This window comes from Streptococcus sp. C150 (assembly GCF_000187445.1).
Lineage (GTDB): Bacteria > Bacillota > Bacilli > Lactobacillales > Streptococcaceae > Streptococcus > Streptococcus raffinosi.
The window spans coordinates 273853-287372 of the sequence record NZ_GL698449.1 but is presented as its reverse complement, the minus strand read 5'-3'; the positions used below and the strand labels follow the sequence as shown (position 1 = coordinate 287372).

Annotated in this window: 13 protein-coding genes; 2 read left to right on the top strand and 11 right to left on the bottom strand. The window is 41.4% G+C overall.

Annotated elements, in window-relative coordinates; genetic code table 11:
- Positions 1 to 177: 177 nt before the first annotated feature.
- Complete coding sequence (gene eno / locus HMPREF0848_RS01375; RefSeq protein WP_002889001.1) at positions 178 to 1476, bottom strand: surface-displayed alpha-enolase; 1299 nt, start codon at positions 1474 to 1476, stop codon at positions 178 to 180.
- A gap of 206 nt (positions 1477 to 1682) precedes the next feature.
- On the opposite strand from eno, the gene HMPREF0848_RS01370 reads away from it, so the two are divergent.
- On the top strand, positions 1683 to 2138 hold the full coding sequence (locus HMPREF0848_RS01370) for a YueI family protein (RefSeq protein WP_008534121.1): 456 nt from the start codon (positions 1683 to 1685) through the stop codon (positions 2136 to 2138).
- Positions 2139 to 2169: 31 nt separating this feature from the next.
- Here HMPREF0848_RS01370 and HMPREF0848_RS01365 read toward each other — a convergent pair whose 3' ends face one another.
- From HMPREF0848_RS01365 to ccpA, 3 genes are read right to left on the bottom strand one after another with little or no spacing between them, the layout of a single operon-like run.
- Positions 2170 to 3285 (bottom strand): glycerate kinase, encoded by a 1116-nt coding sequence (locus HMPREF0848_RS01365; RefSeq protein WP_008534120.1) that lies wholly within the window; start codon positions 3283 to 3285, stop codon positions 2170 to 2172.
- Positions 3286 to 3297: 12 nt separating this feature from the next.
- The gene (locus tag HMPREF0848_RS01360; RefSeq protein ID WP_037608752.1) at positions 3298 to 4365 is read right to left on the bottom strand and encodes an MmcQ/YjbR family DNA-binding protein; all 1068 of its coding nucleotides are present in this window, start codon (positions 4363 to 4365) and stop codon (positions 3298 to 3300) included.
- 56 nt (positions 4366 to 4421) lie between these two features.
- Complete coding sequence (gene ccpA / locus HMPREF0848_RS01355; protein WP_008534115.1) at positions 4422 to 5423, bottom strand: catabolite control protein A; 1002 nt, start codon at positions 5421 to 5423, stop codon at positions 4422 to 4424.
- 312 nt (positions 5424 to 5735) lie between these two features.
- On the opposite strand from ccpA, the gene HMPREF0848_RS01350 reads away from it, so the two are divergent.
- Positions 5736 to 6821, top strand: a complete 1086-nt coding sequence (locus HMPREF0848_RS01350) for a M24 family metallopeptidase (protein WP_002889007.1) — start codon at positions 5736 to 5738, stop codon at positions 6819 to 6821.
- 98 nt (positions 6822 to 6919) lie between these two features.
- On the opposite strand, the gene HMPREF0848_RS01345 is transcribed toward HMPREF0848_RS01350, so the two are convergent.
- From HMPREF0848_RS01345 to HMPREF0848_RS01320, 7 genes are all read right to left on the bottom strand, one after another.
- A complete protein-coding gene (locus HMPREF0848_RS01345) occupies positions 6920 to 7288 on the bottom strand; it encodes a S1 RNA-binding domain-containing protein (protein ID WP_008534113.1) in 369 nt (122 codons plus the stop codon).
- Between the two features lies 1 nt (position 7289).
- Entirely contained in the window at positions 7290 to 8696 is a 1407-nt protein-coding gene (locus tag HMPREF0848_RS01340) for a Cof-type HAD-IIB family hydrolase (protein ID WP_008534112.1), read from the bottom strand.
- Positions 8697 to 8850: 154 nt separating this feature from the next.
- The gene (gene smpB, locus HMPREF0848_RS01335; protein WP_008534110.1) at positions 8851 to 9315 is read right to left on the bottom strand and encodes an SsrA-binding protein SmpB; all 465 of its coding nucleotides are present in this window, start codon (positions 9313 to 9315) and stop codon (positions 8851 to 8853) included.
- A gap of 21 nt (positions 9316 to 9336) precedes the next feature.
- Entirely contained in the window at positions 9337 to 11790 is a 2454-nt protein-coding gene (gene rnr, locus HMPREF0848_RS01330; protein ID WP_008534109.1) for a ribonuclease R, read from the bottom strand.
- Between the two features lie 62 nt (positions 11791 to 11852).
- The gene (gene secG / locus HMPREF0848_RS01325; protein WP_002889016.1) at positions 11853 to 12089 is read right to left on the bottom strand and encodes a preprotein translocase subunit SecG; all 237 of its coding nucleotides are present in this window, start codon (positions 12087 to 12089) and stop codon (positions 11853 to 11855) included.
- Positions 12090 to 12134: 45 nt separating this feature from the next.
- On the bottom strand, positions 12135 to 12281 hold the full coding sequence (rpmG, locus tag HMPREF0848_RS10325) for a 50S ribosomal protein L33 (protein WP_002890443.1): 147 nt from the start codon (positions 12279 to 12281) through the stop codon (positions 12135 to 12137).
- Positions 12271 to 13446 (bottom strand): multidrug efflux MFS transporter, encoded by a 1176-nt coding sequence (locus HMPREF0848_RS01320; protein WP_286643458.1) that lies wholly within the window; start codon positions 13444 to 13446, stop codon positions 12271 to 12273. Before HMPREF0848_RS01320 ends, rpmG begins: the two co-directional genes overlap by 11 nt.
- Between the last annotated feature and the right edge of the window lie 74 nt (positions 13447 to 13520).

The window sequence follows — 13520 nt, the reverse complement described above, 5'->3', positions numbered from 1 at the left end:
AATCCCCTCAATCACATTAGGGTTGAGGGGATTTTTTTATTCAGAAGACTTATTGAAAAGTGTTGGATATCTGACGTTTTATGAGTTGTCAACCTTGCCCCTTTCTTGACCCTCAGATAGCAAAAAAGAACCCTAGGTTTAACCTAGAGTTCTTAGAAACGCTGTTAAATCAACGTTTTATTTTTTCAAGTTGTAGAATGATTTCAAACCACGGTATTCTGCAACTTCACCAAGTTGATCTTCGATACGAAGCAATTGATTGTATTTAGCAATACGGTCAGTACGTGACAATGAACCTGTCTTGATTTGACCAGCGTTAGTTGCAACTGCGATGTCAGCGATTGTTGAATCTTCAGTTTCACCTGAACGGTGTGATACTACTGCAGTGTATCCAGCTTCTTTCGCCATTTCAATAGCGTCGAAAGTTTCAGTCAAAGTACCGATTTGGTTAACTTTGATAAGGATTGAGTTAGCAGCGTGTTCTGCAATACCTTTTTCAAGGTAAGCTGTGTTAGTTACGAAGAAGTCGTCACCAACCAATTGAACTTTACCACCAAGACGTTCAGTAAGAGCTTTCCAACCGTCCCAGTCGTTTTCATCCATAGCATCTTCGATTGTGATAATTGGGTATTTGTTAACCAATTCTTCGATGTAATCGATTTGTTCTGCGGCAGTACGTTTAGCTCCACCTTCACCTTCGAATTTAGTGTAGTCATATACACCGTTTTCGTAGAACTCAGATGATGCACAGTCGAAACCAAGGAATACATCTTCACCTGGTTTGTAACCAGCAGTTTCGATAGCTTTGATGATAGTTTCAACAGCATCTTCAGTACCGTCAAATGCTGGTGCGAAACCACCTTCGTCACCTACGGCTGTTTCAAGACCACGTTCTTTAAGGATTTTCTTAAGAGTGTGGAAGATTTCAGCACCCCAACGAAGGGCTTCTTTGAATGTTGGTGCACCAGCAGGTACAATCATGAATTCTTGGAAAGCGATTGGAGCATCTGAGTGAGAACCACCGTTGATGATGTTCATCATTGGAGTTGGAAGAACTTTAGTGTTGAATCCGCCAAGGTAGCTGTAAAGTGGAACTTCAAGGTAGTCAGCAGCTGCGCGTGCTACAGCGATAGACACACCAAGAATAGCGTTGGCACCAAGTTTACCTTTGTTTGGAGTACCGTCAAGAGCGATCATGGCGCGGTCAATACCTTGTTGATCACGTACGTCGAATCCGATGATGTGTTCAGCAATAACGTTGTTTACGTTATCAACTGCTTTTTGAGTACCAAGACCACCGTAACGAGCTTTGTCACCATCACGAAGTTCTACTGCTTCGTGTTCACCAGTTGAAGCTCCTGAAGGAACCATACCGCGTCCGAATGCACCAGATTCAGTGTAAACTTCTACTTCAAGTGTTGGGTTACCGCGTGAGTCAAGGACTTCGCGAGCGTAAACATCAGTAATAATTGACATTACAATACTCTCCTTATGAGTTAAATTTTTTTACACCTTTATAGTACCACAATATCAAGGGTTAAGCAAATTAAAACCAGAATTTTCTAGCGATTTTCTATTTTTTAATATTTTCAATTAATTTTGAAAATATCAGAAAAAGATCTTGATGAAAAGGAATTCAAAATATTGTATAATACTAGCAAGAAAACAAACAGGAGAACTCTATGACTTCACTTGAAAAAAAGGTGCTCCAATGCGCTAGTGGTGAGAAGCGCTTAAAACCTGATGAATTACGTCACTATTTTGGAACCTATGCAGAACGTGTCGTCTTAGCTATTCTATTGGAAAATGCTGAAAAGAAAACTGTAATGGAGGAGTTTCCAAAGATTTTAAAAGATCTTTCATTAGCTTACCCTCATCTAAGTCTCAAGCTTTCACCCAATCTAGCCGACCAGACACAATTCACCTATATTAAAACTGCTCAAGCACTCAATATTTCCGCTACTATTGTGGATGAAGCCAAAGCACACTCACCATATGGAATCATCGTGCATAGTGATAAGGCAGAAAATCTTGATAAGGTCCTCTTCTCGGAGATTCATCCCGATATTCTTGCTCCTCAAAAAACAGAGCAAGCTATTACCAAAAAAGGATTTTTTGCTAAACTTTTTGGAAAATAAAAGCTGACACAAGGTCGGCTTTTTTCTTATGTCACAAGGTTTGACTCAACTTGATGAGGTTGCCAATATTGAGTCCTGTTCGATAGAGATTCTCCTTGGCTGAAGCTAGGACTTGGTCTAAAGCTGCTACTTGTCCAATAATAGGGAATGCAGCTGAAATCCCAGCTACTGGAAAATCCGGTAAGTCATCTTTCAGACTACCACAGATTGCGATGACAGGGATACCTGATGGTGTTCGTTTAGCTACACCAACTGGTGCCTTACCAGATAGAGACTGTCTGTCCATACGCCCTTCTCCTACGATGACCAAATCGGCTGACTTAACCCGTTGGTTAAAATTAACACAATCAAGTACAAAGTCAATACCTGATTTAATTTCAGCACCAGCAAAGGCCACTAAACCTGCAGCCATACCTCCTCCGGCACCTGAACCAGTAAGATGTAAGACTTCAGGAGCAAAGGCCTTGTAGAATTGTTTCATAGACTGATCAACCCTTTCAAATTGCAAAGGATCTAACCCCTTTTGCCCACCAAAAATATAGGTGGCCCCATTTAGTCCACACAAAGGGTTATCTACGTCAGTGATTAGACGAATGGTCGTGGCTGACAAATCAATCTTGCCTTGCGACGATACCCTTTTGATAAGGCTAAGATTAGCACCTAGAGGCTCAACACTCTGCCCTTCAGAGTCATAAAAGCGATAGCCCAATCCGTAGGCCATTCCAATACCACCATCATTGGTAGCGGAGCCTCCTACACCTATAATAATATCACGTATGCCAGACTGAACCAGATGAACGATCAGTTCACCTACCCCCTGTGTTGTCAGACTGAGAGGATTTCGTTTTTCCTTAGGAATTTGTTCCAAGCCACAAATTTCGGCCATCTCAAAGATAGCAGTCTGTCCATCACTAGCATAGGTGACCGAACCATCACTCGTATAGGCATGGGGAAGCCTAATCCTTCTCTTTTCAAGATTTAAATTTTCAACAAGAGCATCCAAGGTTCCTTCACCACCGTCACCAATAGGGACAAGGTCAAATTCGGCATCAGGCAAGGCTTTCGAAAAGCCAGATTTAAGAGCTAGGGCAACCTCTTTTGCCGATAAACTTTCCTTAAATGAATCAGGTGCAATCAAAATTCGCATGATTTTCTCCTTTCATTTTCCTTTCAAGTAAGGAGACATAGCTTGGACCAGTTCATCCGTCATATGGCGTGGTCCTCGAACTGTTTTAATTCCAAAGTTCTTTAAAATCTCACTGTTAAAGTCCTTATCCATAAAAATGTGCAACAGTTTGATTCGCATCAATGCCTTAATACTCTCCTCCTCACGGTAACCCTGATTGGGTATATTAGCCTCCAAGACTTGACAGAGATAACGGATAGCCTTGGTAGGTGCCGTAATATAGATGGCAACGAAATCTCCCTTTTGCATACTCGCTTTCTGGGTCCACAGAATCTCCTTATTTGCTGAAAATTCCGCTCCAATATCATAATATTTCAGATTAGCTGGTATAAGCCAATAGTGAGGCTCTGAAGTTTTGCGAAGATGTTTAGGAGCCACTAGGGAACGACTCCTAGCAACAAGCTTAAAAACCGTTTCATCTGGTAGCGTTTCATCTAAGACAAGACTAATCCAACTTTTCTTAGACATGTGATAACTAGGAAAAATTCCTTCCATTTTCATGAGTTGTTCCATATCTTTGGGGTCAACCTTGAGATTAACCACATCATAAATCTGGTCTGCCTTTTCACTATCAAGCCCTAGTTTCCCTCCTTTGAGAGGAAATAGCAAGGCGTACCACTTACCAGCAATTCGATATGAAAGATAGTCTGGATATTTCTCAAATGGATGATCTGCCTGGTCCGAAAATTCTTGAGTCAAGAAGTTTGCCAGACGATTAGCCTGTGGGGATGAGAACAATTGATCCTCATAGCAGGATTCAGCCACTTGCGAAAGGAGGGCTCCATAGGCTTGTCTGACTTGACCCACATAGGTTCCCCTTGCTTGGGGACTACGAAAGGTATCATAAGGCTCATTAAGGTCAATGTCTAGAACCTGTCCTCTTAGATTACCTTCTTCATCAATGAGTAGTCTAGCTTCAAGTTCTTGGTCAATGAGTGGCTTTCTTAATTCCCATCCTTTATCAGCGGTCCTAAATCCGAAGGCCTCCAGGCTATCAGGGTTTAACCGTTTCTTCTTAAAATAGGCATCCTCAAAAGTCATTATTCCTCCTTTTTTCAAAGGAAAAGTTGAGACAAAATCATGCCCCAACACCTTTTTTATTTCGTTGACTGACGTAAGGTAAGACCGTGATTCAGAATAACGTCTTTTTCTTCTAGTTCTTCCTTATTCATAATTTTAGTCAACATACGCATGCTAACTGCCCCTAAATCATAGAGAGGGAGACTGATACTTGTCAGATTTGGACGGGTGTAACTTGTAATCGGTGAATCATTGCTGGTAATGATTTCAAAATCTTCAGGAACCGATTTACCTGCTGCAAAGAGACCATTTAGGAGGCCTGCAGCCAATTCGTCTTCTCCCACATAGGCAGCCGTAGCTCCAGAATTCAAGACACGTTGTGCCAAATCAAAACCATCTTTGTAGCTATACTTAGCTTCGAAGACAAGTCCCTCGTTGTAGCGCATATTATTTTTTTCAAGTCCTGCCTTATAACCAACCAAACGAAGCTTACCATTAATATCATCAATCAGTGGTCCTGATACAAAGGCAACCTTTTCATTGTTTTTAGCAAGCTGTGTAATAGCATCTTCAACGGAAGCCTTATAATCAATGTTAACACTTGGTAATTGATTTTCAAGGTCAACTGTACCTGCTAAAACGATTGGTGCACGAGTACGAGAGAATTCTGCACGGATTTTTTCTGTCAGATGATGCCCCATGAAAATGATACCATCCACTTGTTTAGCAAATAGAGAATTAATGACTGCAACTTCATGATCGTCATTTTCATCACTAGATGCAAGAACAATATTGTACTTGTACATGGTTGCAATATCATCAATCCCCCTTGCTAAAGTAGCAAAATAACTATTAGCAATATTTGGGATGACAACTCCTACAGTAGTAGTTTTCTTACTCGCCAAGCCACGCGCAACCGCATTTGGACGATAATCCAGGCGATCAATGACTTCGAGCACTTTTTTTCGAGTGTTTTCTTTTACATTTTTATTTCCATTTACAACACGAGAGACCGTTGCCATAGACACACCAGCTTCGCGGGCAACATCGTAAATAGTAATCGTTTCATCAGTATTCATAAAAACACATCCTTTCTAACATAACGCTCACTTATCCAAGATAATTGTAGCAAATTTTGAAAACACTTTCAATTATTTTGACTGATTTTTTACAAAAAAATGAAAGGGTTTGCCTCTTCTCAACCATAATGAAGTAAGCCATTTCAAAAAATAATGTTTTCCGTTAGCTTTTTCATTGCGATTCCAAGCTTACAGAGAAAACCATTAAAATGCTTTTATGAAAGAAAATGATTTAATGAAAAGCCAAAAACAACTTGAATTTTCCCTGCAAAAGTGACAGAATGAATGTAAGAAATACAAAGGAGTTTTTTTATGTCTAAACTTGATCGCATTCGTCATTTTCTGTATGAACATAAAGCGGGTCTAGCCATTGTTTCAGACCCTGTTACCGTCAATTATCTTACTGGTTTTGATTGTGACCCCCATGAACGTCAAATGTTCCTCTTTGTCTATGAAAACCGCGAGCCTGCGCTTTTTGTTCCTGCTCTTGAAGTAGCACGAGCTTCTGCTGTTCTCGACTTCCCAGTCTTTGGTTATGTAGACTCTGAAAATCCTTGGCAAAAAATCAAGGCTGGTCTAGCAAGCACAGATAGTCCTGTTATCTATGCGGAGTTTGACAATTTAAATGTGACTAAATTCCAAGGGTTGCAAACTGTCTTTGACGGACGTTTTGAAAACTTGACACCATTCATCCAAAAAATGCGTGTCATCAAGTCAGCTGATGAAATTCAAAAAATGATTGGCGCTGGAGATTATGCAGATAAAGCTGTAAATATCGGTTTCGACAATATTTCTCTTGATGTGACTGAAACTGACATCATTGCCCAAATTGAATTTGGTATGAAAAAAATCGGTATTAATCAAATGTCCTTTGAAACCATGGTTCTTACAGGTAATAATGCCGCAAACCCTCATGGTATTCCGGGAACTAACCGTATTGAAAACAACAGCCTTCTTCTCTTTGACTTGGGTGTTGTCAGTCAAGGCTACGTCTCAGATATGACTCGTACCGTAGCTGTCGGTCAACCCGACCAATTCAAGAAAGATATCTACAATATCTGTTTGGAAGCTCAATTGACAGCCCTTGATTTTATCAAACCAGGTGTAACAGCCAGTGAAATTGATGCTGCTGCTCGTCAGGTTATTGAAAAGGCTGGTTACGGTGAATACTTCAATCACCGTCTGGGACACGGTCTTGGTATGGATGTCCACGAATTTCCTTCCATCATGGATGGCAATGACTTGGTCATCGAAGAAGGCATGTGCTTCTCTGTGGAACCTGGTATCTATATTCCTGAAAGAGTCGGTGTCCGTATCGAGGACTGTGGTTATGTTACAAAAGACGGCTTTGAAGTCTTCACACACACACCAAAAGAATTGCTCTATTTTGATGTTTAATGAAAACACAAGGGTCTTCAATTAAGTTGAGGACCTTTTCGTTTGCACTCAAATTCAAAAGCCATATAAAAAGCTGACTCATCGTGAGTCAGCTTTTGCTATTTCTCCTCATGCTCTTGTCGAAGATAGTCAAGGCCTTCTTCAATCCATTCTGGCATGGCTGCAGCTAAGGGCTTAAAACCATAGTTCAATCGACTATCTGAGAAACGGTGGCGATGAGGAATTTTATTTTTTTCTTCCTCAAGTGTTCTCAAAGAAAGACTGGCCTTTTGTGTAAACTCATCAAAGTCAACGACCTGAACCAAGACATCCTGGTCTACCTTTAGGGTATTGTAGATGTTGTCAATATAACCTGTCTTAATCTCTGAGATGTGAATCAAGCCTGTGGTACCATTTTCCAAGGAAACAAAGGCTCCGTAAGGCTTGATGCCTGTGATAACACCCTTAAGCTTGTCTCCAATTTTCATCTTAGTCTGCTACCTCAACTGTTTCAATGACAACATCTTCAAGTGGCTTATCTTGAGCCCCAACTTCGACACTCGCAATCTCATCAAGTACCTTATAAGAAGCTTCATCTACCAATTGACCAAAAACTGTGTGGCGATGATCAAGGTGAGGTGTTCCCCCATTTTCAGCATAAGCTTCAGCGATTGGTGCTGGCCAACCACCTCGCTCCAATTCTTTTTTTGAATATGGGATTTCTGGTGTTTGAACGATAAAGAATTGACTACCATTAGTATCTGGTCCAGCATTGGCCATAGAGAGCGCCCCACGAAGGTTGTAGAGTTCTTTAGAGAATTCATCCTGGAAGCTACCACCGAAGCTCGATTCGCCACCCATACCAGTACCAGTTGGGTCACCACCTTGAATCATAAAATTCTTGATGATACGGTGGAAAATCACACCATCATAGTAACCACTTTTAGCCAAATTGACAAAGTTAGTAACGGTTAGTGGCGCATGGTCAGGGAAAAGTTTGATGACCAAATCGCCGTGATTTGTTTTAATCGTTGCGACTGGCCCTTCTACTGAATCCAAGTCAAGTTGTGGGAAATGAAGTTCTTTTTCTACCAATCCGAGTTCCTCCAAGGCATGGAAAATGCCATCTTCTTCTACTGTTCCTGTAACGTAATCTGCTTTTTCTTTCAGTTCTGGTGTGGCATTACCCATGGCAATCTTAAGACCAACATAGTCAAAGATTTCCATATCATTTGGACCATCACCAAACATCATAGCATTTTCTGGTTTGAGATTTTCATGTTCCAAGACATGACCAACACCAGAAGCTTTTGAGATACCATTGGCCACCACATCTGATGAGTGTTCGTGCCAAGGTACCATACGGACATGGGATGCCAGTTCTTCAGGTAATTCAAGGTCACCATCATTTTCCGCAAAAGTCCACATATGGTAAACATCATTCGACAAGTGAAAGTCTGGCTCCACATCACAAAGACCATAGACTGGTTTCATAGCATTATCAATCAAATCTGAACGCTCTGAAACAACTGGCTTATCCTTACCTGCAAACCCCCAGGCAATCCCAATCTCTTTGCACCATGCAACGAAGGCTTCTGTAATCTCACGTGGAAGGGGATGATTGTAGATTTCATCGCCTTTACGGTTAATCACATAGGTTCCATTAATGGTTACAAAATAATCTGGCTCTAGGTCACGAATTTCCTCAACCACACCATAATAGCCACGTCCTGTCGCAATCCCTGTCAAGATTCCTTTATCTTTAAGACCCTTGAAAACAGCTTTTATAGATTCAGGTATGTAACCTGTCTTTTTGACACGAAGCGTGTCATCAATATCAAAGAAAACAATCTTAGTTTTCTTTGCCTTGTATTTTGTTTTTGCATTTACTGGCATCGCTAATCTCCTTACATAAGATCAAGTCTATCGTTAGGTGCTCATCAAAAGACACCCTAACAAAAAGACCATACGGCATTCCCATTATATCATTTCTTAAAGCTAAAAAGCAAAAAATCATCTAAGACTTGAATGGTCCTAGATGATCGCTGTCTTAACGGTTAACGCTCTTAATAACACGTTTGATATCACGCTCTTGTTCACGGCGTTTGATAGATTCACGTTTATCGTAGTCGTGCTTCCCTTTGGCAATACCAAGCAAGACCTTGGCAAAACCATTTTTTAGGTAAACCTTAAGAGGAACCAAGGTCATCCCTGTTCCCTTAAGGTCGTTTGCAAGTTTGACGATTTGCTTTTTCTTAAGCAATAATTTTCGGATACGGTCTGGATCCTGATTCCAAATATTTCCTTGTTCGAAAGGGGCAATATGGACATTGAGTAACCAGGCCTCACCATTTTTGATTTGGGCATAGCCATCTTTTAACTGGATACGAGCCGCACGAACAGACTTAATTTCCGTTCCTGTTAGCACGATTCCTGCTTCAATAGTATCAACGATACTATAGTCATGTCTCGCCTTTTTATTCTGAGCAACAACATTGCCTTCACCCTTTGGCATAGCAGTCCCTCCATTCTCATCCTATTTTCGTTTTTTAGCTACATCCTTGTAAAAAGGTTTGTTGCCTTTTTTCTTACGACGACCACTCTCACGTCCCTTATTATCATTATGAGGACGGTTTTGATTCTTACGTTTGTCTGGCTTCTTAGATGACTTACGTTTATCGTCATAAGACCCTTTACGGCCATTATTATCTTGACGGTTACGATTATCGCCACCCTTACCACGACGATTGAAATCCCCATTTTGACGGTCACGACGAGGGCCTCTGTGACGGAAGGCCTTAGCCTTTTCTTCACGTTCTTGACGGGCCCTATGATCCACTTTTTCGATGATATCATACTCACTTGGAAGGTATTGAAAATCAATATCTCCAGTTTCCTTGTCCGCACGTGTTAATTTGACACGGATAGGTTGTCCAACACGGAAAGTCTTACCTGTTTTCTCTCCTTGAAGCGTCATGGTACGTTCATTGTAATTGTAAAATTCTGGCAAGGTCGTGATGTGAACCAAACCTTCGATGGTGTTTGGCAATTCCACAAACATACCGAATTTAACCACACTTCCGACAATACCGTCGAATTCTTGTCCAACATACTCTTCCATGTATTCTGCTTTTTTCATAGCTTCAACGACACGTTCAGCATCAATGGCACGACGTTCAAGCGTTGAAGATGATGACGCTAACTCAGGAATTACCTCATCAAAATGTTCACGTGTTTCTTGAGACAAATTGTTGGTGTATTCACGAATCATTCGGTGAACCAAGAGGTCCGGGTAACGACGGATTGGACTAGTAAAGTGGGTATAATATTGAGCTGCCAAGCCATAGTGCCCGTGGTTGTGTTCTGAATAACGGGCCTGTTGCATTGAACGAAGCAACATCATGTTCATAACTTCCGCCCCAGGTTTACCCTGCACTCGAGCCATGAACTCTTGCAAGTCTAGCTGATCCATCTTATTGGCAGTTCCTTTGATTTGAACACCAAAGATAGAGGCATAATCCATGAAACGTTGCAATTTCTCGGCTTTAGGTTCCTCGTGGATACGGTAGATAAATGGCAACTTAGCCTTAGCGAAGTGCTCAGCTACACATTCATTGGCAGCCAACATGAAGGATTCAATCATTCGCTCGGCTGTTCCACGTTCACGCACCACGATATCCACTGGCATCCCTTTCTCATTAACCAAGATACGAGCTTCAGACGTATCAAAGTTAAGGGCACCACGACGCTCACGCATGTCTTCTAAAATCTTATGGAGTTCTGCCATAGCTGATACAGAATCCATGATTGGCTTAAACTGCTCAATTTTTTCTGGATTTCCAGCCAACATGTCATTAACATCGCTATAGGTCATACGGAAGGTTGTGTTAATAACAGATTGACAAATCTTATGATTAACCACCTTACCTTTTGGAGTAATCTCCATAATGGCTGACTGAGTCAAACGATCAACATTGGGATTTAGTGAACAAATACCATTTGACAGACGCTCCGGCAACATTGGCACCACACGGTCTGTCACATAAACCGAAGTCCCACGTGCTACGGCCTCACGGTTAAGGGCAGATCCTTCAGTGACATAGTAGGACACATCGGCAATGTGGACACCGAGTTCAAAATTACCATTTGGCAAACGCTTAATATGGACCGCATCGTCCAAGTCCTTGGCATCGGCTCCATCAATAGTGAAGGTCACTTCTTGACGAAGGTCAACACGACCAACTAGGTCTTCCTGACTAGGTGCATCTGGCACAGCTTCTGCTTCAGCCATGACATCCTCTGGAAACTCTGAAACAATATCCATTGATTCCAAGACTTCCAAGACATCAATACCAGCATCCCCCTGATGACCAATAATGTCACGAACACTTCCTACGAAATAATCATAGTGACGGTTAGGGTATTTTTCGATATCAACCTTAATAATTTCAGTACCATCTAGGGCAACTGGTTCTTTCTTGATATAAATTGGCTGCTGAATTTTTTGGTTTTTAGACTTAATGTAACCCGCATAGGGTTCTTTCTCGTCGCTAAGGATAAATTTCCCTACAACAGTCTTAAGCGAACGTTCTACAATTTCAACAACACGTGCTTCTGCTGCTGTCCCTCGTAAACGGTCTGCTGGCTTCTTGATGACAACGGCAACAGTATCACCATCAATAGCATGGCCAACATCATTACGACCGATGAACATATCATCTTCACTGTCATCGACATGCAAAAAACCAAAGCCGTTCTTATTGGCACGGAAGACACCTTCAACAGTCACCTGATTAGGATTTTCTTTCTTAGGACGCAAGGATACAGAGCCATCTCGGTTAAAACGCAACTGCCCCTTACTTTCCATGGCTGATATGGCCTTGATGAGCTGAGGGAACTTTTCACCCCCAGCATGATTAAGAGCCTGGGCAATGTCGTTTACACTGGATTTCCCATGCTCCTTCAAATAATTTATAATAGTTTCTTTCATGATTTCCTTTTCTTTTATTTATTGACTATAACGCAAAAAATGAGCCAACCTCAGTCAGCTCATTACTTACTTGAGAGAATGGAAAGGACGATTGCATCTACAATCCATAGAAAAACCAAGATTCCTGTAAAGCGTTGCATAAAGGCTTCGAAACCACGTGGTTTACTACGTTCAAATAGTGCTTCTGACCCACCACCATCAAAGACATTGCTACTTGGGTTTTTTTGTGGCTGCATGAAAATCGCAATCACAATAATAGCTGACATCACCAAGAGCAGCGTTAATAATAAGTCGTACATAGTTATTCCTCCGAAAATGTCCTTATTATTCTACCATAGAACCCTTTAAGATTCAACATGTAAGGTTACTTTTCTATCCTTTGGACAGAATTTTGGAACCTGAATTTTTTCAGGATGATTCTGTTTATTTTTACTTGTGAGGTAATTGATACTCCCACACTCACTACACTTTAAATTGATTTTAACTCTCACCTATATTCTTAACTCCTAGCGATTTTCTAAAGATGATTAAGGACCAAACAAAATTTCCAAAGACGATGGCTGCTGTCACAAAGAATACCCAACGATATCCTAGCCCTGTAGCAACTGCTGAACCCACAAAGGGACCTAAAACTTGTCCAATGTATGAAAAACTTTGATTAAAACTAAAGATTCTTGAAATTCCTTCTTTGGGGGTCATCTTGGTCAATAAGGAATTGACACTCGGCATCAGGGCACCTACACCAAAGCCATAAGCAAAGCGTAAAAGGCCCAGTTGCAAGGCTGAACCTGCAAAACCACAAAGGAAATACAAGAGAAAACTATAAAATAACCCCATCAAGAGCAAACGATGATTTCCAATGCGATCACCCAGTCGGCCTAAATAAGGAGTGCTTAAAAGGCTTGAAAAGCCCATAGCGGACACAATTAACCCTGAGTAAAAGAGGATATTATCGTTTTGACCCAAATAACGAATGTAAAGCGCCAAGATCGGGGCAATTGATTGGGCAGAAATTTGGATAATCATACTAGTCACAAAGAGCCCAATTAAAAGTGATTTGCTTGGAATTTTAGCAAATACTTGCGAAAGACTCATCATCTCTCCCTTTTCAATCGGTTGGAAGTCCTCGCGTAAACCAAAGATAGTCAAGAGGCAGCAAATAAACAAAATGAGTCCAACCAATAAAAAGGTCCCCCTCATTCCAAAGGCCTCAGATAAGGCACCCCCTAGCAAAGGGCCAATCAAGACACCTGCCGTGAGACCCGTGGACAAGGTCCCCAGGGCATAGCCAGAACGTTGCTGAGGAGCCTGACTAGCAATCAAGGCTGTTGCATTTGGCACATAACCTGCAAACAAACCATTCAAGATTCTCAAGAAAAGCATCCAGAAGACATTAGGCACAAAGGCTAAGCCTCCCATTGTAAAGGTCATGACCATACTGGCTCTTATCATCATAGGTTTTCGGCCATAACGGTCCGCCAAGCGTCCCCAAACTGGTGAAACCAAGGCTGAAGCTAGGGCAGACAGAGCGACAGATAAACCAGCATACCATTCTACCATAGCGCCTTTAACCCCTAATTCTTCAACATAGAGAGCCATGAAAGGCATGACAATAGAAAAGCTAGCCCCAGTAAAAAAAGTTCCTATCCAAGCAATTTTAAGATTTCGTTGCCAATCAGCGGTTTTAAGCTCTTTTTGGCGCAAATCATCATCTTCTTTCTAAAATTCAC